The organism is Streptococcus sp. 21.1, from assembly GCF_016648635.1.
Taxonomy (GTDB): Bacteria; Bacillota; Bacilli; order Lactobacillales; family Streptococcaceae; genus Streptococcus.
On sequence record NZ_JACLQL010000007.1, the window covers coordinates 1 to 22601 of the forward strand.

Here is a 22601-nt window from a genome sequence, read left to right on the forward strand (position 1 = left end):
GTAAATAATAATAACTATTAAATCCAATCTTTCAAAGAAAGAGTATCTTATTTTGAAAGTGTATACCGCTTTAATTATACTATAGTTTGAAGAAAAAATCCCCTTACTACAGGCAAAGAAAAAAGCAGAATAACTCTGCTTTTACTTGATAACTTTGGACCGTTTAAAATGAATATAAACATCATTCAAAAAATAACAAGTAATAATAAATAGACTAAGCATTATAGGTAAATACGTTCTGGTGCTTGAAGCATAAAGCGTAGGTGAAAATGAAATCAGCAAACGCCCAATTAAACCTATCCCGAATAAGTATACAATCCATAACCTATCTGAAACTTTAGAAAGAGCCCATAGAGAATACATCACCATCATAAATAAAACGATATTATAAATCACCGCTCCAAAATAGACAACATTGTATTCAAAGGTGCCACTCTCTCTAGCAACTTTACTAACACTAGAAAGTGTAAATAAAATATTTCTCCACTCAAACTTCTGACTTAAAATAGCAAATAGGGTAAAAGATGACAGAATCAGTGAAATAAAATTCTTTTTATAAAACGACAAAACTACTAAAACTATCAAAAATACAAAAATAAACTCGAAAGATACTGAAAATATACCATCTCCAGTTTCCAAAATTCCTAACCCTATTTTTTGGAGTGGGTTCAAGTGGACAAAATTTGGAAACCAAGATTCCACATTTTTTTCAAACCTCAATGTGTTTCCAGGAGAGAATTTTGCAGAGAGAATTCCTGTCAACGAAACCAAGCCATACAATATATTTCTGTACCTAAATGTAATGACTTTCCAATCCCTTATTAATTCGAAAACAATCCATAAAAAAGCATAGACTGCTAACTGTTCATTCATAATAGCAAAAACAAAAGATAGGAACGCTAGACATTGAACCCACCACTTATCTGAATAACGATAATACAGAGAGAACAAAAGAAATGATGCTGGAAATACATAATTAATATATGTAGGAATAGAACCTGCACTTAAAAATTCACTTGCTGGAAGAAAAATAAAAATGAAAAGTCCAGGTATCCAAGGTAAATTAGGGCAAAGTTTCTTACTAGGTAAAAGCAAAAAGAAACTTGCAATAATAGAAGCAATTATAAATAACTTATCGTGTACTGAAAAGAATAACGTTGCGGATTCAATCAGTAACCGGCTACTCCATGTAAGATAACGATTAATTCCAAATTCAAGGTAATTATGGTGAAATTCCTTTGCATAATTTAAAAATGCTGTTTGATCCCCTACAGGTGTAATTTTGTTATTAATATAATACTGAAAACCATACAGTATAGAAATAATTAAGATGTAACAATAAAATCTACTTTTACTTTTCATTTTCTCTCTCAAACAATAACGATTCATACTTACCCATTCGTCTTCTGACTCTTCACATATTGTTTCATAAGGATATTTGCTATCCATTTTGGCCAAAAGAGTTGGTACATATACAAATCTTCTTTACTACGAGTATTATCAGCAATAGTCTTAGAAGTCTCAGATTCCTCATGAATTCGGTGACACATTAGCTTATCTGACACATAAACAAAACGTCCCTTGTATTCACTAATCTTATACCAAGCATACCAATCAAGGCTGACCTTCATTCCCTCATCAAAATAGAAATTCTTCAATTTTTCAAGGTTATAGGTGACAGCTGGACAACAAATTGGATTACCAAAGGCCATTACGCGGTTACGCCAAAAATGACTACTAGGAAAAAGATTCATTGTTTTTAGCATCAAGGTTTTAATCTTGAGGTTTGTATTTGCAGGGATCTTAAGACCATTTTTTTCTTCAAAATAATCAGAATATCCGATTAGAACATCACTAGTTTTTTCCATCTTGGCCAATACTTTTTCTGCATATCTTGGCTCATAGTAGTCGTCCTGATGGGCGATAGTAGCATATTTTGTTCCTACAAAAGAAATGGCATTATTCCAATCCTTACCAATCCCCCCACCTTGTTTAGTATAAAATGGGATATCATAACGCTGGCAAAGCTCCTTAATCGAATCAAGTGGCGTTGAACTATAACAGATAATTTGAGAATAAAGAGTTTGATTTTTTAAAGATTGAATACAGGCTTCAAGATAATCACTTTCTCCATAAGCGCAAATTACCCAAGTATGATTATCATTCATTCTTTTCCTCTTTCTCTTCTACATGACTTTTTAGAATAGATAATTCCTGAACTAAATGTTTAATCTGCTCTTTTTGTTTCGATAAAGTCATGGTTTGTAGGAAAGCGATGACCAATAAGAAAAAGATAGCAAGCGACAGCAAAAAATTCGAAGTCAGTTCAAATCCAAGTAATCCTGCAAAATAAACTGGAATAACATCAAAAATCGAAATAACAATCATTACCAGACTGATGACAATCCACATGAAGGCCTGTTCAAATAAGATATTGTTCTTATTGATATTTCTAATGACTAGATAAAGGAAAAAGATGGAAGCTACCAACATCACAATAGATAAAACTGACATTATTCACTCTCCCTCATAAAGGCTGCAATAACAATCGACGAACACACTTCAAGCATATATCGAATCGATTTAATTGGCGTAATGGAAGAAACACCACCAGTACGTTCAAACATATTTGCTGGTCGTTCAACAACTCGATATTTACGTTTCAAAATATGAACAATGGTTTCTGGTTCTGGATATTTGATTGGATAACGCTTAGCGAACTGTTTAATAACATCTTTATCAGCCAAACGGTACCCCGAAGTTGTATCTAAAACTCTTTGTCCAGTTGTCCATTTGATAAGGTTGGAAATAACACTAATTCCGAAGCGCCTCATAAAAGTTGTTTGAAATTCAGACTTAACATCACCAACAAAGCGAGAACCAATAACTAGGTCTGCTTCATTTTTTCGAATTGGTTCTAGCAAATCTGACAAGGATTCAATATCATGCTGGCCATCGCCATCAAATTGAACTGCTACATCATAGTCATGCTCTAGTGCATATTTATATCCTGTTTGAACTGCACCGCCAATTCCAAGATTCATCACGAGATTAACCGCATTAAAATGATTCTCTTCCAGAATTTGTTTTGTCTTATCTGTTGATCCATCATTGATAACAACATAGTCCAGATCAAAATCAACTTTCTTGCGGTAATTCAAGATACTCGTTACCGTGTCGAAAATACTTTCCTCCTCATTGTAGGCAGGAATTATCATTAAAACTCTCAACTACTTCTCCTTTCCTTTACAGTAAAATATCGAAAACAGTGAAACTAATCTTAAGCGTTCCAAAGTTCTAAAAGCCATTACAGAAATAACTGTTTGAATTCTTTCTCCAGTTATCTCAGATGATAATGGTGTTAAATTTGAATCAAGATTTTCTTTAGAAATCCATTGCTTAATTCTTCTATATTGATCCATAAACGATGAACTTGAAGCTGCTCTTCCAGAAAAGAGTAAGTACCATATGTAATATCGTTTAATAAAATAGCGAATATATTTTGAATCACCAGCAACTTGAAGCAAGTGACTCAAGAAATACACAATATCTATATTCGGATTAAACCCTCTTTGAGATGTGTTTGATATACTCTTCTCATTAAAAAACCAATTATAGCCATTATAATCAATTATTTTAATTCTTTCTGTTAGATTGTAAGCAGTCAAAGTGAAGATAACATCTTCACCTATTGGATAATCAAAGAACTGGATATTATTATCTGTTAAAAACGAAGTTCGATAAATACGTGCCCAAGGTGCAACGACTATATACTTAGACCATTCAGATTGTGTTAAATCTTGTTTAAAAAGCGTCTTCATTTCCTGATTAACACGCTTATAACCACCAAGAACAATATCTAGTTGTTCTTGATCTATTTCATTATAAAAACGCTCTAAATAATCTGAATCAACAAAATCGTCATTATCGATAAATACAATGTACTTTCCATTAGCAAGTTGTATACCCTTATTTCTGGTTTTAGCAACTCCCTCGTTTTCTTTATCAATTACTCGGATAAAATCATTATCAGCTGCATACTTTTTAATAACTTCTAAACTATTATCTGTAGAGCCATCATTTAACAGAATAATCTCAAAATCTGTAAATGATTGATTTAGAAGAGAATCCAGGCATTGTTTAATTCCCTCTTGTGCGTTATATACAGGAATTATGACTGAAACGGTTGGATTAGACATATTATACTTTCTATCTATTATTTTTTATAAAATTTCAGAAGGTGAGAAAATAACCTTGTTGAGATATTAATTCCCAAAATCGAAGCAAAGATACCTGTCATTTTAAATGATTTGTTGTTTATATGACTTGAATTTCTCAACAAATACTTATATTGAATTAACAAATCACGTATTTCTTGGTTAAATAAATATGGCCTAGCGTAAGGAAGAATTGAAATATAAGAAATTGTAAAATAGGTGTTTAGGGCTTTACGTTTAACTTCAGATAATGACTTTTCATCAGATAAACCTCTACTAATTCCCTTAAGAGTATCTAATACATTTCTTTCTTTCACTACATTTGTTAAACTTCCAACTCTGTTCTGACGATACATGTACTGAGTGCTATTAATTACAGAAAAACTTTCCATCATCTTCATTATTGATGAACAGTACAAACTATCTTCAGAGACCAAATCTTCAGGAAAACTTAACTCTTTATTAATTAATTCCTTAGAAATACATTTATTCCAATTAGGACCATTGAATAATCCAAAATTAGTAGCTTCGATTAAGTCGTTTAAACGAGAAACTGGAATCTCTTTAATTTCATTATCATAGTAATAACTATAACCAAAAATAACAACATCTACTAGTTGCTTATTTAGTTCACTAGCAACCTGATCTAAAAAGTAGATATCACTCCAAAAATCATCACCATCTAAAAATAAAATATAATCACCAACAACTTCTTTCATCCCTGTATTACGAGCTTTTGAAGCACCTCCATTAGATTGGTGAATTACATTAATTTGTTTAAATTGTAATGACAAATCATCAGCTATTTTACCTGTCTCATCTGTTGAACCATCATTTACAATTATAACTTCATAATTATCATATGTTTGTTTAAGAATACTCTCTACACAGTTTTCTAAATAATCTGCCACATTATATGCTGGAATAATGATAGAAAATTTCATGTCAATTATTTTTTCCTTCTAAAGATTGTATATGGATTTGTTACAAAATAAATTACTAGAGAAGCAAGTAGCCATGCTATCATCGCACAAAGAAATGATAATGAGGCTCCAAAAATTTCAAATTTCGACACTAGAGGCTTGGCAGTTAAGATTGACACAATATAGCCTACAATAAAGGAAATAACTAAAAAATGTTGTTTCCTAAATATTGTCAAAATGTTATCACATACAGTTGAAAAAGTACTTGCAATTCCTCCAAGCAACAAAACAACAAAACTAGTCTGATACTGTTTAAGGTTAGTCCCATATACAATATCCAAAGCAGGAATGGCTATAAAAGCACCAATTAGAAATATTAATGTACAAGTTCCAAATAAAATCTTGAAGAGATTATTCTTGTAAGTGACAAAATGAGAAATCTTCTTTTCTTCTAAAAAGACTGCAAGTTGCGTAATCATCGGTCTAAGAAATACAATCATAAGATTCATTGCAAATATTGGTGTAAACAAAATACTAAAATCTCGCTGAACACCATTTCCAATCAAACCTTGATTAAAAATATCATTCAAAGCATATTTAGGCTGATTATAAATTGAGACCAACAAAAAAGCATTAATAAATAAAGGTAAGCAATCTTTCAATACATTGATAATATTACTCGGCTTAACACTCATAAGATTTAAGCGATGGAAGAACTTTGAATGAGGGTAATCGAATAGAGCAATAAAAACAAATGAACTAATAGTTTGTGAAATCACGGACCACAATAGATTTTTTGAGATGACTAGAGTTAAAGCAAATACAATTGTTGAAATAGTATTTCTCAAAAACAGTGATTTCCCGGCAATATCCAAACGTTCCTTCTGCTGAAATAATCCTTGAAAAACATCCGATAAAGCTTCACTAACACGGAAAAAAGATACCCAAAAAATTATCCCTAGATTTGAGTGAGTATTTGTATTAAAAATTAAATACGTCACTAAAAGAAGAACCATTGCAACGTTTGAAATAATCCTTGTTACGAAATAAGTATCAAAAGAATACTTCTCTCTTATATCTGTTGCTTGGAAATCTCTAACTTGAAAACTTGCTACAATAACAAAGAGATTCGCAATCGCATAGGCAAAACTATAGGTATCCGCTGAAGCACTATTTAAAGCACGTGTAACAATAAAAAGAAGTATAACTGAAACAGCAGCTGAAGACATACTTCCTAAAATATTCCAGAAAAATACCTTTTGGGCAGTTACTTTTTTCAATTATTTCACTCTCTTTCGATAACTATATTCCATTAATTATATCATATTCTCAATGAAAAAAGAGAGAACAGCATGACACACGTTCTCTCTTTTAACTTAAAAAGCTCATTAAGTATTCTTATTTCACTTCTTGTTTGTAAAACTCTTTCAAAGCATCTTGCCATGTTGGGATGACAAACCCTGTTGCCTTAGCCTTAGTCAAACTCATTGTTGAGTTAAGAGGGCGTTTAGCTTTAGCTGGGAATTGACTTGAATCTACAGGCTTCACTTCAACATCAGTGTCTTTGAGGATTTCAACCGCAAAGTCGTACCAAGTTGTATCTTCTGCTGCATCATTTGACAAGTGATAGTAACCATAGTCCTTACGGTTTTCAGCCAAATAAGTCATAAATTCTGCCAAAGTACGTGTCCAAGTTGGACGACCATGTTGGTCATTAACAACTGTGAGTGTCTTGTGAGTCTTAGCAAGGTTTTGCATGGTGAAGACAAAGTTCTTACCATAGTTACCGAATACCCACGCAGTACGGATAATATAGTAGTTTGACACATGTTTTTCGACTAGTTCTTCACCCATACGTTTTGTACGGCCGTACTCTGTCTGTGGATCTGGTTTGTCATCAACTTCCCACTCTTGACCTACTGGTTTTTCACCATCAAAAACGTAGTCCGTTGAAATATAAACCAGCGTTGCACCATGTTTTTCAGCAGCCTTAGCGACATTTTCAGTACCAGTCACGTTGATAGCATAGTCAAGTTCTTTACCTTCATCTTCAGCAGCATCAACAGCTGTGTAAGCAGCACAGTGATAAACCAAGGTTGGTTTTACTTCCGCAAAAACTTCATCTACTTTGTCAGCATCCGTGATGTCCATTTCTGCCACATCTACTGCTACATATTCTTCGTTACGTTCATCAAGAAGGTGACGAAGTTCCGTTCCGAGTTGGCCATTTGCACCTGTTACTAGAATCATATTTTTCTCCTTGTAATTTTCATTAATAGCACTTTAATTTTATCAAAAAAAGCAGAAAAAATCTGCTTTCATAAAATATAATTTATTATTTCATCACTACAAAAAGTTCATTATCTTTTGTATAAACATTATACATTTTGGTTGTTTCTAATTGTTTATACTCTGAATTTACTGTAGTTGCATCAAATGGTCTAAAATCAACATTTAATTTTGTAACTGCATTAAATTTCATAGTCATATCCCAAGAAACATTAGTATTAGGCATAATTAAGCTACTAATCATTGGATAGACCGAGGTCGCATTTTCATAAATAGGGGAATTAGCAACAAAACGATTAATATTGACCACATTATTGTTATCATTCAGATACTTGTTCAAACTATTTCCTAACATAGCACTTTGTACTTCAAGTGTATTATTTTGTTGTTTTAAATTGCTTACATAAATAAATGAAAAAGCAAGGAAATAAAAGACGAGTAAACTAGAAAATACAGATTTTAAAATATTAATAATCTGGTTTCGATTGGTTATTCCTAAAGAAATAACTAACACAATGGACGCAAAGATTCCCAATCCATATTCATATCTGGGTCTCAACAAATAAAATTGTTCTGAAAGTATTAAGTAGCTTCCATAACTCAAAATACTTCCTAAACCTAGCCAAGCAAACGTAAAAGCTAACGCTACAATTTTCTTTTGCTTACTGCTACTAACTATATTAAACACTAATAAGATCAGTATTACTAGGAATAAAAGAATCCAAACTTTCGAGCTTTGAAGATAAATATTTTTCAGATAACCTTTAGCATTCGCAAGCATAATACTAGGAAGATGTAATAAACTTGGTACTTTTCCTTGGTCGGCAAAAATTGGTGGCTTGATAGTAATTTGTATTTTATATAAAGCCATGCCCCCAACATAGGATAAAACTGAACAGATTAAACTCTTTATATTCAATTTACCGCTGTAAACTACCTCTAAAAAGAGCAGTGTGAGCGTCATTACAATATATATTCCCGATGATGCTTGGTATGAATTACACATAAGATAAATACATACAACTGAACATAAGCTAAATAATTTTCTAGACTCCCAGAAGATAAAAGGAAGTATTGACACTAAAATACTTAGTGACATAAATGGGTTGTCAAACCTAAAGCTCAAAGGCTCTAAAAACCAAGGATTTATTCCAATTACAGTTGAAGCTAGGGCTAAAACTGGAGTAACCTTTTTCGATGGAAACAGTACAAACAATAATATCGTGCTTGCAAATGTTAATATGAAGGCTGTGATAATATTTGTAGTCAGCCCAGGATCCGTTAAATGAGCACCACCTTGAATAAGACGTGCTGAGAATTCACTCAAATATCTAGAGTAATGTTCAGAAAATCCTGTATAACCCAGAATTTGACGGCCTATATCATCAATGTACGGATACTCAGCTAAGCTGATGTTAATGTTAACTAAAAGATAAACACCTAAGATAAGAGATAAAACAAATTTATTTCTCTTGATATAATCCTTTAAGTTATGAAACACTCCTAAAAACTCTCCACTCATTCCTTCACCCTTTTTCCTTAACAATATAAACTGGCCGTTTCTTGGTTTCTAGGAAAATCTTTGAAATGTAGTTCCCGATGATCCCCAAGGCTAAGAGTTGGATTCCTCCGATAAAGAGGATGATTGAGACGAGGCTTGCCCAGCCTGCAACACTCCCACCTATAGTTAGTTTTCGGATAACGACAAAGACAATTCCAACCAAAGAGATTAAGAATGAGAAGGTTCCTGCCCATGTGGCAAGCTTCAACGGTACCTCGGAGAAGTTGATAAAGCCATCAAGTGAATAGTTCAATAGGCTCCAGAAAGACCATGAAGTTTCTCCTGCCACACGTTCACGATTTTCATAAGAGACGTAGGCCACATCAAAGCCGACCCAAGAAAAGAGCCCTTTTGAAAAGCGATTCACTTCCTTGAGCTCAAGGATGGCGTCAACAACCTGACGCGTCATCAAACGGAAATCACGCGCCCCGTCTACCATTTCTGTGTCAGAAACTTTATTAATCAACCAATAAAAGGCCTTAGCAAAGAGTGAACGAATAGGTGGCTCACCCTTGCGGTCAGCACGTCGTGTCCCAACAACGTCGTAACCTTCTTGGATTTTGGCATACATCTCGATGAGAAGTTCAGGTGGATCCTGAAGATCGGCGTCCATAACTGTGACGTAGTCGCCTTCAGCTGCTTCAAGGCCTGCAAGTAAGCCTGCTTCCTTCCCGAAATTACGAGAGAAAGAGAGATAGTGAACATTTTCAAATTGTTTTGAAACCTGTCTCAAAACCTCTAAGGTGCGATCTTTTGAACCGTCATTGACAAAATAATAGTTGAAAGTCAACTGATTGGCCATTTGTCGTTCAACTGCCTGACAAGCCTCTAAAAAAGGGTGGATGGTCTTTTCCTCGTTATAACAAGGAACAACGATAGCCAGTGTTTTCATAAGCCTTCTCCTAACGAATACCTAGGGCGATACGGGCATAGCGGCTCATCTTTTCGATAGTCCATGCTGGTGTCCAGACCAATTTAACCTCAGTCTTAGTGACTTCTGGCACTTCTTTCATAGCGTCATAGATTTGATCTGTCAAAAGATCTGCCAAAGGACAGCCCATAGTCGTCAAGGTCATGTCGATTTCAGTATAGCCATCTTGCTGGAAACGAATATCGTAAATAAGGCCAAGATTGACAATATCAATCCCCAACTCTGGGTCAATGACCATTTCTAAGGCTTCCAAGATACGGTCTTTGATTTTTTCAATTTCTGCTTCAGTGTATTTTACTTCAGACATAGCTTTTCCTCCAAAATCAGGACCTAATAATCAGGCCCCTTCCATTTACTATCTTAGTCTTCAATAAAGTCTTTAAGTTGTTTACTACGACTTGGGTGGCGCAATTTACGAAGGGCTTTAGCTTCAATCTGGCGAATACGTTCACGAGTAACGTTGAAGACTTTACCAACATCTTCCAAAGTACGCATCTTCCCATCGTCAAGACCAAAACGGAGACGAAGAACATTCTCTTCACGGTCTGTAAGGGTATCAAGCACTTCATCCAATTGTTCACGAAGAACCACTCGAGTTGTGTAATCTACTGGATTTTCGATAACTTCATCTTCAATAAAGTCACCCAAATGGCTATCATCTTCTTCACCGATAGGTGTCTCAAGAGAAACTGGCTCTTGAGCAATCTTAAGGATTTCACGAACCTTATCTGGAGTCATATCCATACGTTCAGCGATTTGCTCAGGCGTTGGATCTTGTCCCAACTCTTGCAAGAGGTTACGTTGTTCACGGACCAATTTATTGATAGTTTCAACCATGTGAACTGGGATACGGATGGTACGTGCTTGGTCTGCGATGGCACGTGTGATTGCTTGACGAATCCACCATGTCGCATAAGTTGAGAATTTGAAACCTTTAGAGTAGTCAAATTTATCAACGGCTTTCATAAGCCCCATATTACCTTCTTGAATCAAGTCCAAGAACTGCATGCCACGTCCCACATAACGTTTAGCGATTGAGACTACCAAACGAAGGTTAGCTTCTGCCAAACGTTGTTTCGCTTCCAAGTCACCATTTTCAACAGCGATAGCCAATTCTTTTTCCTCTTCGTTACTCAAGAGAGGAACTACCCCAATCTCTTTGAGGTACATACGAACAGGGTCATTGACCTTAGCTGAGTTTGAACCAAGAAGCTCCTCGTCTGTCAACTCTTCTGGTTTTGGGGCTTCAACAACATATTTAGATGAAGGATTTCCGTCCTTATCTGTGATAGAGATACCACCGTCTGTCAAACGTTCCAAAAGGTCATCAATCCCATCAGCATCAAGAACAAATGGGATAACTAGTTTCTCTGTGACTTCATCATCAATTGCTGTACCAGCCTTTTTGTGGTTACGGATGAAATCAGCGACTTGAACGTTAAATGCTGTATTTTGTTTTTTCTTTGCCATGTGTTACTCCATATCTCGTTTTTGGGCGATGAGCATTTGCAGCGCTTCTACCGCTGCATCCACATCACCGTGGTTACTTGATTCTCTTATTTGTTTACTTTGCTTACGGAAGTCCTGTTCCCTCAGAAAATGATTTCTACGCTCTTCAATATCCTGGACCTCCTCTAAACTGGTTTCAGGTGGCAAAATCTCCTCTAAAACCTGATAATAGGCTGTTTGCACCTCTTGAGAAAGTACAGACAAGGCCACCGTATCGATTTGACCATCTTGCTTCAGAATATGATAGAGCTCCTCTAACTCAGGTGTTTGGAAGAAAAACTCCTCTCTCATGCGATAGTCATTCAAAATCATCGGATGATTTAACATGCGATGGAAGAGTTGATTTTCCGCTCGACGAAGACCTGTAATCTTCGGTGTGGAAGGTAGTTTGACCGTCCCTCTAAATCCTGACGCTGAAGACTCATAAGCACTATTACTAGCAGCCGATAATTGAGCCGTCTGCTGATTCCTCATGCTCAACCGTTCATTATTGACCGCTTGCTCGACTTGAAAAAAATCAAAGTCTGGCAAAAGGTCAGCCACCTTAGAAATGTAGGAATTTTGTGCTGTCACAGAGGGTGACTTGGCAATAATCTTAGCAATCTGCTCAACATAGGCAATCTCCGCTTGAAGATTGTCCACATTAGCGGGCTTGAGCTGTCCAATCCAAAATTCCACATCTGAAATGCGGGATTCGACCAAAAGTTTCCCCAAAGCCTCTTCAGATGTTTTCTGTAGATATTCATCAGGGTCCATATTGTCTGGAATTTTAACAATATCGACTTGAAAATCCGATAAAAGCTGCAGAGACTTGGCAATAGCATTTTGCCCAGCCTTATCACCATCATAGGTCAGAACAATTTTCTTGGTTAACTTACGCAGACGATTAACATGCTCAGGGGTCAACGCCGTTCCCATAGAAGCCACAGCATTAACATGCCCAGCCCTATAGGCAGCAATGACATCCATGAATCCCTCCATCAGATAGACCTCATGAGTCTTCTGAATCACTGGCTTAGCCTGATTGAGGTGGTAGAGTTCATAAGATTTATTGAAAATACGGGTAGCCCTTGTATTTTTGTACTTGGCTTGTCCTTTTTCAATATCGTCCTTAGTCCAAACACGCCCTGAAAAACCAATAGTCTTTCCAAACTCATTCTTAAGCGGAAACATGATTCGATTTTTAAAAGTATCGAAAAGACGATTACTTTCAGAAAGATTAAAAAGACCTGATTCTGTCAGCACCTCTTCGTCATATTTTTTTGATACAGACTGATAGAGATAATCTGGTTCGTCAGGGGCTAGACCAATCTGGAAGGTCTTAAGTAAATCGTCAGTCATACCACGCTCATAGAGGTAGGCACGCGCTGCTTCTCCTATCTTGGTCGTCATCAGAACAGCGTGATAAAACTTAAGCGCATCCTCATGAAGATCATAGAAGGCTTGATTAGGAGAATTCTGCTGCTGAGCCTGTCTTGGTGCGTCTATCGTAACTGCAATACCTAAGCGGTCTGCCAGAACCTTGACACTTTCTTGGAAAGAAATCTGACGGTATTCCTCTAAAAATTTAAAGACATCCCCAGACTTTCCGCAACCAAAACAATGGTAAAACTGTCTGTCCTCAATAACGTTAAATGAGGGGGTTTTCTCCTTATGGAAGGGGCAGAGACCCAGGTAATTGCGACCTGCACGATTAAGACTGACAACTTCGCCAATTACGTCGACGATGTTGGTACTGCTCTTAATATCTTCTATTAAAGCTTTATCAATCACCATCTAATCGCCCCCTATCTTACCATAATTGCATTACCCCTAATTATAACACGATGAAAAATGAAAGTAAAATAAAATTGATTTTTCATGAGCAAATACCTTGTCAAGATTTACAAAATCGGATAAACTATTAAAAGTAAATAAAAGAAAGGATTCATTGTCAAAATGATTAAAGAACTTAAAGACTTTTTGTTCAAGGGTAACGTCCTTGATCTTGCTGTAGCCGTTGTTATGGGGGCTGCTTTCAACGCTATCATCACTTCACTTGTAAGTGATATCATCACTCCACTTATCCTTAACCCAGTTGTTAAGGCTGCTAACGTTGAAAACCTCTCTAAATTGTCATGGAACGGTATCGCATACGGTAGCTTCTTGAGCGCAGTTATCAACTTCATCATCGTTGGTACTACTCTCTTCTTCGTTGTTAAAGCTGCTAGCAAAGCAACTGCTCTTAGCAAAAAAGAAGCTGAGGATGCTGCTGAAGCAGCAGGTCCATCACAAGAAGAATTGCTCGCTGAAATCCGCGACCTTCTTGCAAACAAATAATCTTTATTTGTTCAACTAAAGACATATGAAACTTAAGACGTCTGAAATCTCAGACGTCTTTTTTGGTATCTCACGATTACTAACCGACTTCTTTATTCGATGAAAAGAAAAAAACTTGAGAAGACTCAAGCTTTTTTCTGTTAATTTCATTCTTAATTAGAATTTTTTACGTTTGCGAGCTGCCTCTGATTTACGTTTACGTTTTACAGAAGGTTTTTCGTAATGTTCACGTTTACGAGCCTCTTGAAGAGTACCAGCTTTAGTCACAGAACGTTTGAAACGACGAAGAGCGTCGTCAAGTGATTCGTTTTTACGTACTACTGTTTTTGACATTGAATTCACCTCCTCAAGATAATGTAACATTTTACACGTTCTATTCAAGTATACAAGACTCGCCTTTTTCTGTCAAGAAATATATTTAAGTTTAGGAATTTTTGCTATTACAGTTGACTTCTAAGTCTACTAAAACTATCCAAGTTTTTTCCTATACAAAAACTAGAGGAGGCATCTCCCCTAGCTACTGATTTATTCAACTGCTGTGTATTTAGAAGCATCCTTGATGTACTCGTCGTAAGTACCATCTGCTTTCAATTTCTTGACGACTTTGTTGACTACTTCTTTCAATCTTTCGTTGCCTTTAGCCATAGCGACTGCTTTTGCATCGCCATCATCAACTTTGAGGGCAACGCTTGCCAAAGCCAAATCTGAATTTTGTGCCACGTAACCTTCTGCTACTGGTTTTTCAAGGTCAACAGCATCAACTTGGCCAGATTTCACCTCGTTAATCGCCTCACCCATTGCTGTAAGTGATACGACTGTTGAATCTTTCAATTGTTTCTTAGCAAGGCCTTCTTCAATGGTACCTTTTTGAACTGCTACTTTCTTACCTTTGAAAGCATCAAGACTTGAGTAAGTAGACTCTTGATCTTTGCGAACGATGATAGCATTTTGTGTTTCGTAGTAAGGATATGAGAAATCAAAGGTTTTCTTACGTTCGTCTGTTACTGAGATACCTGAAATAGCAAGATCAGCCTTACCTGATTGAAGGCTAGAAAGGACATTGTCAAAGCTCATTGTTGTAACTTCAAGCTTAACACCGAGTTCATCAGCGATAGCTTGTGCCAACTTGATATCTGAACCAACTACTTGGTCTTTACCATCTACCAAAGTTTTGAACTCAAATGGTGCATAGTCTGGGCTGACAGCCACGACAAGTTTTTTATTTTCTTTAATGGATAAGTAAGCATCCTTTTTTGACCCACAAGCTACTAAAGTCACAGTAGCAAGGAGAGCCATAGCCCCAAGGAAAAGTTTTTTCATTTTCATAAGAAACTCCTGTATAAATATAATTTTTGCTCGTTTATTTTACTTAAAATTAGTGGTATTGTCAACATTTATTAAGAAATTGCGACAATTTTTCTAAGCCCTTTTGAAGAACTTCCTTGTCACAGCAATAACCGATGCGGACATGAGACTCCTTGTCAAAACGGTTACCTGGAACCACAAGAACACCATAGTCCTGAAGAAGCTCCAAAGCAAAATCTTCGATAGGACGATTCACATCTAGTTTGACGAAAGATGTGGAAACACTGGCAGGTCTAATCCATGACGCCTTAGGTTCCTTGGCAATCCATTCATCCATAAGAGCTAGATTTTCCTCTACAATCTGACGATTACGCTCTAGGATGGCTTCTTTATTTTCCAAGACAAGGGTAGCCACCATATCATCAAAGACACCCGCACAAATCATCGTGTAGTCACGGTAGTCACGCAGAATGTCCGCCACCTCTGTGTTAGAAGCAACCCAACCCACACGAATACCAGGAATGGAATAGGTCTTTGACAGACTATTGACGGCAATGCCCTTTTCATACAAATCTACAATAGAAGGCGTAGGCTGGTCAAAACTGCGATAGACCTCATCTGAGAAGATATAGGCGTCTACTTCTTTAGCGATAGCCACTAGCTCCTCGAGGTAAGCAGCGTCCATAAGGGCACCGGTAGGATTGTTGGCGTTGTTAATACAGATCATTTTGGTATTAGGACGAATGAGACGGCGGAGTTGGTCCAAATCAGGCAACCACCCCTTGTCCTCTTCAACCTCCCAGAGATCCACGTCTGCTCCTAGCGACTTAGGAATGTCATAGAGCTGTTGATAAGTTGGATACATGGAGATGACATGGTCCTCAGGCTCAATAAGCGCATAAAGGGCTAGCATCGTCGCTCCTGTAGCCCCATTGGTTTGGAGGATATTATCAACCGGCATGTTCTTGTATAAGCTAGCCACTTGAGTCTTAAACTCTGGTGACCCTTCAATCCAGCCGTAATCCATCTTTTTCTTTAGTAGTTGGGCAAAAAAGGCGTCTTTATCAAGGCCTGACAGGTCAAATAATTCTTCCATTGTGAGGGCCTTAATTGAAACTCCTGCGATATCATATATGGCAGATTTTTCATGGACATTAAGCCATTCTTCAACACCAAAACGTGGTAGCTTCATAGTTTCTCCTTGCTTTTCTTAAGCACTCTATACGATGTCATTTGTCTATTTTGACAGACTTACCTACTTTGATAATAACTGTTTTTAACAGAGAATTCAATAAAAAATGGGGTATTGCCCCATTTTAGATTTAAGAATTTTTGGAGACTCCTCTTAGGTGAACAAAGCCATCACCAAACGAAACTTTTCACTGTTGATGAAAGCACCTGAATTTTACTCTTTTCAGGTGCTCGGGAGTTTTAAATTTACTTACTTTGTTTGTAGGTTGATGCTTCTTTCAACCATTGGTCAAATTTCCCAGAGTCCTTAGTCTCTTTGATGACGGCATTGATTTCTTTAAGCAAGTCATCCGAACCTTTACGTGTTGCGACGGCATAAGCATCTGTGCTATCTGACTTGAGATTAAAGTTGGCAAGGGTTAAATCGTCATTTTGAGCGATATAACCTTCTGCAATGGCCTTCTCAAGTACAACTGCTTGAAGCTGCCCTGATTTGAGTTCGTTAATCATTTCACCATTTGAAGCCAGTGATACCACACTTGCCTTAGGGATTTGTTTCTTAGCAACGGTTTCTTGAACAGACCCTTTTTGCGTACCGACCGTTTGTTTTGCTAGACTATCAGTGCTTGTGTAGTCATTTACCTTGTCTTTTTTGACAATCACTACATTTTCTGACGTATAGTAGCTGTCTGAAAAATCATAAACCTTCTTACGTTCGTCTGTCACCGAAATCCCTGCAATGGCGATATCGGCTTTACCACTTTGTACGTTAGCAAGAACATTATCAAAAGACATCACGGAAAATTCAACCTTTACGCCGAGTTTTTCACCGATAGCTTTGGCCAACTCGATGTCTGCTCCAACTAGCGTATCTTTGCCGTTAACCAATGATTTGAACTCAAATGGTGCAAATTCTGATTCTGTTGCCACGACAATTTTCTTCTTTTCCTTAATCGTTTTAGGACTTACTCCCTGACTTCCGCTACAAGCAACTAGAAAGCAGGTAGCGACTAGAGCTGTAAGGATAAACCAAAATTTCTTCATATAATAACTCCTTATTTGCTAGAACTCTTAAGTGAAAGAGTGTAGGCATCTTGAACATAGCTGTCAATCTTACCTTCTTTTTTGAGTTTAGCGATAACCTTATTAACCTTTTCTTTTAGCTTATCGCTTCCTTTAGGCATTGCTACGGCATAGGCATCTTTTGAATCAGACTTGAGAGCAATGTCTGACACAGCTAGGTCGCTATTTTGGTCTACATAACCTTGTGCAATTGCTTTTTCAAGAACTACTCCTTCAACTTGACCAGACTTCAATTCATTGATAGCTTCACCAGGTTGTGCCAAGGAAACCACATTAGCATCTGACAAGTTGGCTTTGGCGATATTTTCTTGAATAGACCCTTTTTGAACGGCTACAGATTTTTTAGCAAAATCACCGGTTTGTTTGTAAGTTCCTGTCGCATCTTTTTTGACAACAAGAACCGTTTCAGACTCATAGTAAGTATCCGAGAAGTCGAAAATTTTCTGACGTTCTTTAGTGGCTGAGATACCAGAAATGGCAATATCTGCCTTACCAGATTGGACGCTGGCTAGGACATTGTCAAAGGACATTTCAGAGAATTTGACTTTCACACCAAGCTCATCTGCAATGGCCTTGGCAATTTCGATGTCTGCTCCAACAATAGTATCCTTACCATCTTGGATTGTTTTAAACTCAAAAGGAGCAAAGTGGGGATTAAGAGCAACTGTCAAAGTTCCTTTATCTTGTACCTTTTCCAAAGTGTCCTTCGACGAAGAACAAGCTGCTAAAGTCGTCAAAGCAAAGATCCCTGCAAATCCCAACAAAAGTTTTTTCCATGTTTTCATAATCAATCTCTTTTCTATATTTATTAACTTATGTAAGTATAATAATGTATTATTATGCATTTGTCAATGAAAAAATGAACTTTTATTGATTAAAGTTTTCATTTTTATTAATTTTATCGTCATTATAAAATCTAAAAATTACTTATTTAAAGCTCTCCTATCTGATTTTAACGACAAAAAAACTATTCATTCATTTGAATAAATAGTTCATATTCTTACCAAAATTCTCGGATAAAGTCATTTTCGAGTCGCTCCCGATAGAAAAGTTCTGAGAGATTGTCTTCTTCAAAGACACGTAGCAGATTGAGCATGTCATAAGCTAAATCCATATTAGCTACCTCCTCTCGAGCAACCCAACGAACTTCGCCTTCCTCTGTTGAATGGATTTTTCCTTCAAAATCCGAAGTTCTATAAAGGAATACTAGATAACGCTCATCATCTGTCGTGTAAAAATGCTTCATACCAACTAATTTAGGGTTTTTGATGGTCAAGCCAGTTTCTTCTTCAACCTCACGGATAACTGATTCTACCAGACCTTCATGTGCTTCGATATGGCCACCGGGTAGGGCTGCTCCCGACCAGTAATAACGCTTTGGATCGCGGATTTGCATGACGATATTTCCACGGCCATCTTCGATGAGACACATATTGGTTAAAATAGTTGCTTGTGAACGTGACATATATTTCCTTTCTTACTTATAATGCCTAAGTGATGTAACTAGCCTTAATCCATACTCTTCAGCTCAAGAACCATATCACGGATTTGAGCCGCCAATTCAAAGTCAAGCAGTTCTGCTGCTTCGTGCATTTGTTTTTGAAGTTTCTTGATGGCTTCTTGGCGTTCTTTTTTGTTCATGGCACTGTAGTCCACAGTGTCCTCTGCCACTTCTGCTTCATTGGCCTTGGTAATAGAAATAAGGTCACGAATTTCTTTCTTAATCGTTTGTGGAGCAATGCCATGCTCCTTATTATAGGCCATCTGGATTTCACGACGACGAGCCGTTTCATCCATGGCCTTCTGCATAGACTCTGTAATCTTATCCGCATACATGATAACGTGACCTTCGCTATTTCGAGCAGCACGTCCGATTGTTTGGATAAGTCCACGTTCATTACGAAGGAAGCCTTCCTTATCAGCATCCAAAATAGCAACCAGACTAACTTCAGGAACGTCAATTCCCTCACGAAGAAGGTTAATACCGATAAGAACATCAAAGACACCCAAACGTAGGTCACGGATAATCTCAGTACGCTCTAGAGTCTTAATGTCAGAGTGCATGTATTTGACCTTGACACCCATTTCCTTGAGATAGTCAGTCAAGTCTTCAGCCATCTTCTTAGTCAAAGTTGTTACAAAGACACGCTCGCCTTTTTCAGTACGGGCATTAATTTCACCAAGAAGGTCATCCATTTGTCCCATGGTTGGACGAACTTCGACTTCTGGATCAAGGAGCCCTGTCGGACGGATAATTTGCTCAACGACAGTCTCAGTTTGCTCCATCTCATAATCACCTGGAGTGGCAGACACATAGACAATCTGATGAACATGACTCTCAAATTCTTCACGTCGAAGTGGACGGTTGTCAAGCGCCGATGGCAAACGGAAACCGTAATCAACCAACATCTTCTTACGAGCCTGGTCTCCGTTATACATTCCCTTAATCTGACCCATTGTCATGTGGCTTTCATCAATCATGATGAGAAAATCTTCTGGGAAGAAATCAAGCAAGGTGAACGGTGGCTCGCCCTCTTTTCGCCCATCCATGTGTCGTGAGTAGTTTTCAACACCATTTGTGTAGCCCATCTCACGAAGCATTTCAACATCGTATTCTGTCCTTTGGCGGATACGTTGAGCCTCGATGAGCTTACCTTCAGCTTCAAATTGTTTAACTTGAGCTTCCATCTCTTCCATAATATTCTTGATGGCCTCTTCCATATGCTCTTCATTAGTCATAAAGTGAGTCGCCGGGAAAAGAACAAGGTGCTCAACCTCGCCGAGATTGCGTCCTGTCAAACTTTCAATCTCACAGATACGGTCAATCTCATCACCGAAAAATTCCACACGAAAGGCGTGTTCATCGCGGCTGGCAGGGAAAATCTCGACTACATCACCGCGTACACGGAATTTCCCACGTTGGAAATCAATGTCATTTCGCTCAAACTGGATATCAACTAGGTCATTGAGCAACTTGTCTCGAGAAATCTCTTGCCCTGGACGAAGACTAACCGCTGAATCGGCATATTCTTTTGGCGAACCCAAACCGTAAATACAAGAAACGGAAGCCACAACGATAACATCATTACGCTCAAGGAGGGCAGATGTCGCTGAGTGACGGAGCTTATCAATTTCATCATTTACAGAACTATCTTTTTCGATATAGGTATCTGATGACGGTACATAGGCCTCTGGCTGATAGAAATCATAGTAGGAAACGAAGTATTCTACAGCATTGTCTGGGAAGAACTCCTTGAACTCTCCATAAAGCTGACCTGCCAAAGTTTTATTGTGGGCAATAACCAAGGTTGGTTTATTGACGCGCTGGATGACCTGACTCATGGTATAAGTCTTACCTGTCCCTGTCGCCCCCTTTAGAATTTGAGCCTTCTCACCACCTTCAATATTGTCCACCAAGGCTTCGATGGCCTGAGGTTGATCCCCAGAAGGTTCATATTTAGAAACCAAATGGAATTGGTTGTCTTCTTTTCTATCTATCATTCTTTTTCCTTTCATTTATGTAATCATTCATCTCTTGGTCGGAGAAGATTTCCCCACTTGTAAGCGGAATTTGAATCATTCGCATCTTAGCGACATAGGCACGTTTCTTCCGTGATTGATGACCAAGTTTTTTGTCATAGGTAACAGCTGTCTCACCATTTTTGAAGAAGATAAGCAACACCTGATATCTCTTTTTATCATCAACCTCGGCATCATAGTCGAAGACATGCTCGATGCGTTTCAAAGAATATCTCACTGTCGAAGAGCGTCCAATATCCTCCATCCGTGTTGTCCAAGCTTTCTTGACAAATTCAATCTCGGATAAAGGAATGTCAAAAGTTTTCCGTCCAAATGCTTGGCCATAGTAGGTCAAGGAATTGTCATCCAGTTCCAAGAGCTTTCCATGACCTTTGAGATTTACGATACCGTCTATAAGGTGAACAATGGATAATAAAAGCCAAAATAAAACAATGACAGCAAGGAACTGCTTGACTGGATTATCACGAAGAGAACCTATAATGAGCTCAGGACAAAGAATCCATAAAGACAAGACAGAAAATATAAGGCCAACGACTATTTTCAATTTCAACATGACCCTATCAAGCTTAACTATCATATTGTCTCCTCCAAGTGTTTCTTCTATTTTAACACAGAAGTAAAAAGACCGAGTCTTTGAACTCAGCCTTAAAAGTTTTCTTTTTTCAATTGTAGACGAAGGATGATAATCCCTACTAGGAGAACGAGACAGGTAACGAGATTTCCTTCTAGACCAAAAGCTCCTCCTGACAACCAATCAGGCACGCCTGACCTGGCCTGAAAGTGCAATAAGCTGCCGCCTGCATTCTGTCCACTAACTGCCACGCCAACTAGATTCCCTTGCGCAAAGTTCCAAGCACCGTGAAGGGCAGCGACACCCCAGATATTATCTGTCTTGAGCATGTAAAGAGCCAAAAGAACTCCTACTAGAACAATACTAATTAGAGACAAGGCGGTAACACCTTGATTTCCTAGGTGTAATATTGAAAAGAAAGAACTTGAAATAGCAATTCCCCAGGAAAGGTTCAATTTATTAGTCACCGTCTGAAGTAACCAACCACGTGTCACCAGTTCCTCGGTTCCACCTTGGATAAACCAGAAAGGTATTAGGGATAGTATATATAGGAGGGTTTTCTGAGAAAAGTCTACTTTTACAAATTCTAACCCTCCAAGTATATAAGTCCCAAGGAAACTCACTAACAAGAGCAGGGTTCCCAATCCCCAGCCCTTAAGCAAGTTAAACCAAATATGCCCCTTGAAAAATCCAAGTGTACGAATGGGACGTTTTTCAACAACTTTAACCCAGAAAAAGATAGCTAAGGCAGTAAAGGCAAATGTTCCCAACTGAAAATACATGTTTGAAAACATCTTATAGGAAATCGTATTTATATCCTGGAACTGAATGTTACCATTTAATACTAAGAAAGAAAGAACAATAGCCATTGGAATTCCCACAACAATCCCTGATAGAAATCCACCTACAAGGACATAACCAAAGGCAATAAAACAGGACAGCATAATCATCAGCCAACTTGGAACTTTATCATATCGGCTAGTATATTTCTCAAGCATACGTTTCTTCATTTTTTAGCTCCTGTAACAAATCTTACATGTATTCGATTACAGTGTAACTAATTGACACAAGCTTGTCAACTTCTTCTCAGATAGCTCTCATAGCTAACGAACCTTGTTACATTTCCTAACATCAAACTCCAAGAAGTTTGATAACAAGACCT

At 37.5% G+C, this 22601-nt stretch carries 23 protein-coding genes; 1 reads left to right on the plus strand and 22 read right to left on the minus strand.

The window, feature by feature from the left end; genetic code table 11:
- Window positions 1-141: 141 nt before the first annotated feature.
- From H7U01_RS06185 to dnaG, 13 genes are all read right to left on the minus strand, one after another.
- Window positions 142-1362, minus strand: coding sequence for a beta-carotene 15,15'-monooxygenase (locus tag H7U01_RS06185; protein WP_183137293.1), 1221 nt, complete (start codon window positions 1360-1362; stop codon window positions 142-144).
- A 29-nt stretch (window positions 1363-1391) separates the two neighbouring features.
- Window positions 1392-2168 carry a glycosyltransferase family 2 protein gene (locus H7U01_RS06190; RefSeq protein WP_003094408.1) on the minus strand — a complete coding sequence of 259 codons (777 nt, stop codon included), beginning with the start codon at window positions 2166-2168 and terminating at the stop codon, window positions 1392-1394.
- Window positions 2161-2514: a DUF2304 domain-containing protein gene (locus tag H7U01_RS06195; protein ID WP_003094173.1), complete on the minus strand. Its 354-nt coding sequence runs from the start codon at window positions 2512-2514 to the stop codon at window positions 2161-2163. Before H7U01_RS06195 ends, H7U01_RS06190 begins: the two co-directional genes overlap by 8 nt.
- Window positions 2514-3230 carry a glycosyltransferase family 2 protein gene (locus tag H7U01_RS06200; protein ID WP_064518984.1) on the minus strand — a complete coding sequence of 239 codons (717 nt, stop codon included), beginning with the start codon at window positions 3228-3230 and terminating at the stop codon, window positions 2514-2516. The genes H7U01_RS06195 and H7U01_RS06200 overlap by 1 nt, the downstream gene beginning before the upstream one ends.
- Window positions 3231-4199: a glycosyltransferase family 2 protein gene (locus tag H7U01_RS06205; RefSeq protein WP_064518982.1), complete on the minus strand. Its 969-nt coding sequence runs from the start codon at window positions 4197-4199 to the stop codon at window positions 3231-3233. It lies immediately after the preceding gene.
- Between the two features lie 17 nt (window positions 4200-4216).
- Window positions 4217-5161, minus strand: a complete 945-nt coding sequence (locus tag H7U01_RS06210) for a glycosyltransferase family 2 protein (RefSeq protein ID WP_003094727.1) — start codon at window positions 5159-5161, stop codon at window positions 4217-4219.
- Between the two features lie 5 nt (window positions 5162-5166).
- On the minus strand, window positions 5167-6420 hold the full coding sequence (locus H7U01_RS06215) for a polysaccharide biosynthesis C-terminal domain-containing protein (RefSeq protein ID WP_101799716.1): 1254 nt from the start codon (window positions 6418-6420) through the stop codon (window positions 5167-5169).
- 118 nt (window positions 6421-6538) lie between these two features.
- Window positions 6539-7390 (minus strand): dTDP-4-dehydrorhamnose reductase, encoded by an 852-nt coding sequence (gene rfbD, locus H7U01_RS06220; RefSeq protein WP_183137294.1) that lies wholly within the window; start codon window positions 7388-7390, stop codon window positions 6539-6541.
- Window positions 7391-7475: 85 nt separating this feature from the next.
- A complete protein-coding gene (locus H7U01_RS06225) occupies window positions 7476-8951 on the minus strand; it encodes a glucosyltransferase domain-containing protein (protein WP_201041291.1) in 1476 nt (491 codons plus the stop codon).
- 4 nt (window positions 8952-8955) lie between these two features.
- A complete protein-coding gene (locus tag H7U01_RS06230; protein WP_201041292.1) occupies window positions 8956-9882 on the minus strand; it encodes a glycosyltransferase family 2 protein in 927 nt (308 codons plus the stop codon).
- A gap of 10 nt (window positions 9883-9892) precedes the next feature.
- Window positions 9893-10228, minus strand: coding sequence for a metal-sulfur cluster assembly factor (locus H7U01_RS06235; protein ID WP_002884757.1), 336 nt, complete (start codon window positions 10226-10228; stop codon window positions 9893-9895).
- 53 nt (window positions 10229-10281) lie between these two features.
- Window positions 10282-11391: an RNA polymerase sigma factor RpoD gene (gene rpoD, locus H7U01_RS06240; protein ID WP_002884252.1), complete on the minus strand. Its 1110-nt coding sequence runs from the start codon at window positions 11389-11391 to the stop codon at window positions 10282-10284.
- 3 nt (window positions 11392-11394) lie between these two features.
- Window positions 11395-13206: a DNA primase gene (gene dnaG, locus H7U01_RS06245; protein WP_201041293.1), complete on the minus strand. Its 1812-nt coding sequence runs from the start codon at window positions 13204-13206 to the stop codon at window positions 11395-11397.
- A 162-nt stretch (window positions 13207-13368) separates the two neighbouring features.
- On the opposite strand from dnaG, the gene mscL reads away from it, so the two are divergent.
- Entirely contained in the window at window positions 13369-13749 is a 381-nt protein-coding gene (mscL, locus tag H7U01_RS06250) for a large conductance mechanosensitive channel protein MscL (RefSeq protein ID WP_037611854.1), read from the plus strand.
- A gap of 156 nt (window positions 13750-13905) precedes the next feature.
- On the opposite strand, the gene rpsU is transcribed toward mscL, so the two are convergent.
- From rpsU to H7U01_RS06295, 9 genes are all read right to left on the minus strand, one after another.
- Complete coding sequence (gene rpsU, locus H7U01_RS06255) at window positions 13906-14082, minus strand: 30S ribosomal protein S21 (protein ID WP_002884573.1); 177 nt, start codon at window positions 14080-14082, stop codon at window positions 13906-13908.
- 192 nt (window positions 14083-14274) lie between these two features.
- A complete protein-coding gene (locus H7U01_RS06260) occupies window positions 14275-15069 on the minus strand; it encodes a transporter substrate-binding domain-containing protein (protein ID WP_037601831.1) in 795 nt (264 codons plus the stop codon).
- Between the two features lie 67 nt (window positions 15070-15136).
- The gene (locus H7U01_RS06265) at window positions 15137-16246 is read right to left on the minus strand and encodes an aminotransferase (RefSeq protein WP_014634848.1); all 1110 of its coding nucleotides are present in this window, start codon (window positions 16244-16246) and stop codon (window positions 15137-15139) included.
- 245 nt (window positions 16247-16491) lie between these two features.
- Window positions 16492-17289, minus strand: a complete 798-nt coding sequence (locus H7U01_RS06270; protein ID WP_070656491.1) for a transporter substrate-binding domain-containing protein — start codon at window positions 17287-17289, stop codon at window positions 16492-16494.
- An 11-nt stretch (window positions 17290-17300) separates the two neighbouring features.
- Complete coding sequence (locus tag H7U01_RS06275) at window positions 17301-18113, minus strand: transporter substrate-binding domain-containing protein (RefSeq protein WP_201041294.1); 813 nt, start codon at window positions 18111-18113, stop codon at window positions 17301-17303.
- Between the two features lie 215 nt (window positions 18114-18328).
- On the minus strand, window positions 18329-18793 hold the full coding sequence (locus H7U01_RS06280; protein WP_060971812.1) for an 8-oxo-dGTP diphosphatase: 465 nt from the start codon (window positions 18791-18793) through the stop codon (window positions 18329-18331).
- A gap of 44 nt (window positions 18794-18837) precedes the next feature.
- A complete protein-coding gene (uvrB, locus tag H7U01_RS06285) occupies window positions 18838-20829 on the minus strand; it encodes an excinuclease ABC subunit UvrB (RefSeq protein WP_201041295.1) in 1992 nt (663 codons plus the stop codon).
- Window positions 20819-21445, minus strand: a complete 627-nt coding sequence (locus H7U01_RS06290) for a hypothetical protein (RefSeq protein WP_225745331.1) — start codon at window positions 21443-21445, stop codon at window positions 20819-20821. Before H7U01_RS06290 ends, uvrB begins: the two co-directional genes overlap by 11 nt.
- 68 nt (window positions 21446-21513) lie before the next feature.
- Window positions 21514-22449, minus strand: coding sequence for a CPBP family intramembrane glutamic endopeptidase (locus H7U01_RS06295; RefSeq protein WP_155124370.1), 936 nt, complete (start codon window positions 22447-22449; stop codon window positions 21514-21516).
- Window positions 22450-22601 lie beyond the last annotated feature (152 nt).

Excerpts from the sequence above, each read along its gene's own strand:
- H7U01_RS06275 (WP_201041294.1), bottom strand. The coding sequence starts at position 18,113 with ATGAAAACATGGAAAAAACTTTTGTTGGGATTTGCAGGGATCTTTGCT.
- H7U01_RS06280 (WP_060971812.1), bottom strand. The coding sequence starts at position 18,793 with ATGTCACGTTCACAAGCAACTATTTTAACCAATATGTGTCTCATCGAA.
- H7U01_RS06265 (WP_014634848.1), bottom strand. The coding sequence starts at position 16,246 with ATGAAGCTACCACGTTTTGGTGTTGAAGAATGGCTTAATGTCCATGAA.
- H7U01_RS06185 (WP_183137293.1), bottom strand. The coding sequence starts at position 1,362 with ATGAAAAGTAAAAGTAGATTTTATTGTTACATCTTAATTATTTCTATA.
- H7U01_RS06270 (WP_070656491.1), bottom strand. The coding sequence starts at position 17,289 with ATGAAGAAATTTTGGTTTATCCTTACAGCTCTAGTCGCTACCTGCTTT.
- rfbD (WP_183137294.1), bottom strand. The coding sequence starts at position 7,390 with ATGATTCTAGTAACAGGTGCAAATGGCCAACTCGGAACGGAACTTCGT.
- H7U01_RS06225 (WP_201041291.1), bottom strand. The coding sequence starts at position 8,951 with ATGAGTGGAGAGTTTTTAGGAGTGTTTCATAACTTAAAGGATTATATC.
- H7U01_RS06195 (WP_003094173.1), bottom strand. The coding sequence starts at position 2,514 with ATGTCAGTTTTATCTATTGTGATGTTGGTAGCTTCCATCTTTTTCCTT.
- H7U01_RS06190 (WP_003094408.1), bottom strand. The coding sequence starts at position 2,168 with ATGAATGATAATCATACTTGGGTAATTTGCGCTTATGGAGAAAGTGAT.
- H7U01_RS06235 (WP_002884757.1), bottom strand. The coding sequence starts at position 10,228 with ATGTCTGAAGTAAAATACACTGAAGCAGAAATTGAAAAAATCAAAGAC.
- H7U01_RS06205 (WP_064518982.1), bottom strand. The coding sequence starts at position 4,199 with ATGTCTAATCCAACCGTTTCAGTCATAATTCCTGTATATAACGCACAA.
- rpsU (WP_002884573.1), bottom strand. The coding sequence starts at position 14,082 with ATGTCAAAAACAGTAGTACGTAAAAACGAATCACTTGACGACGCTCTT.
- H7U01_RS06230 (WP_201041292.1), bottom strand. The coding sequence starts at position 9,882 with ATGAAAACACTGGCTATCGTTGTTCCTTGTTATAACGAGGAAAAGACC.
- dnaG (WP_201041293.1), bottom strand. The coding sequence starts at position 13,206 with ATGGTGATTGATAAAGCTTTAATAGAAGATATTAAGAGCAGTACCAAC.
- H7U01_RS06295 (WP_155124370.1), bottom strand. The coding sequence starts at position 22,449 with ATGAAGAAACGTATGCTTGAGAAATATACTAGCCGATATGATAAAGTT.
- H7U01_RS06260 (WP_037601831.1), bottom strand. The coding sequence starts at position 15,069 with ATGAAAAAACTTTTCCTTGGGGCTATGGCTCTCCTTGCTACTGTGACT.
- H7U01_RS06210 (WP_003094727.1), bottom strand. The coding sequence starts at position 5,161 with ATGAAATTTTCTATCATTATTCCAGCATATAATGTGGCAGATTATTTA.
- mscL (WP_037611854.1), top strand. The coding sequence starts at position 13,369 with ATGATTAAAGAACTTAAAGACTTTTTGTTCAAGGGTAACGTCCTTGAT.
- rpoD (WP_002884252.1), bottom strand. The coding sequence starts at position 11,391 with ATGGCAAAGAAAAAACAAAATACAGCATTTAACGTTCAAGTCGCTGAT.
- H7U01_RS06290 (WP_225745331.1), bottom strand. The coding sequence starts at position 21,445 with ATGATAGTTAAGCTTGATAGGGTCATGTTGAAATTGAAAATAGTCGTT.
- uvrB (WP_201041295.1), bottom strand. The coding sequence starts at position 20,829 with ATGATAGATAGAAAAGAAGACAACCAATTCCATTTGGTTTCTAAATAT.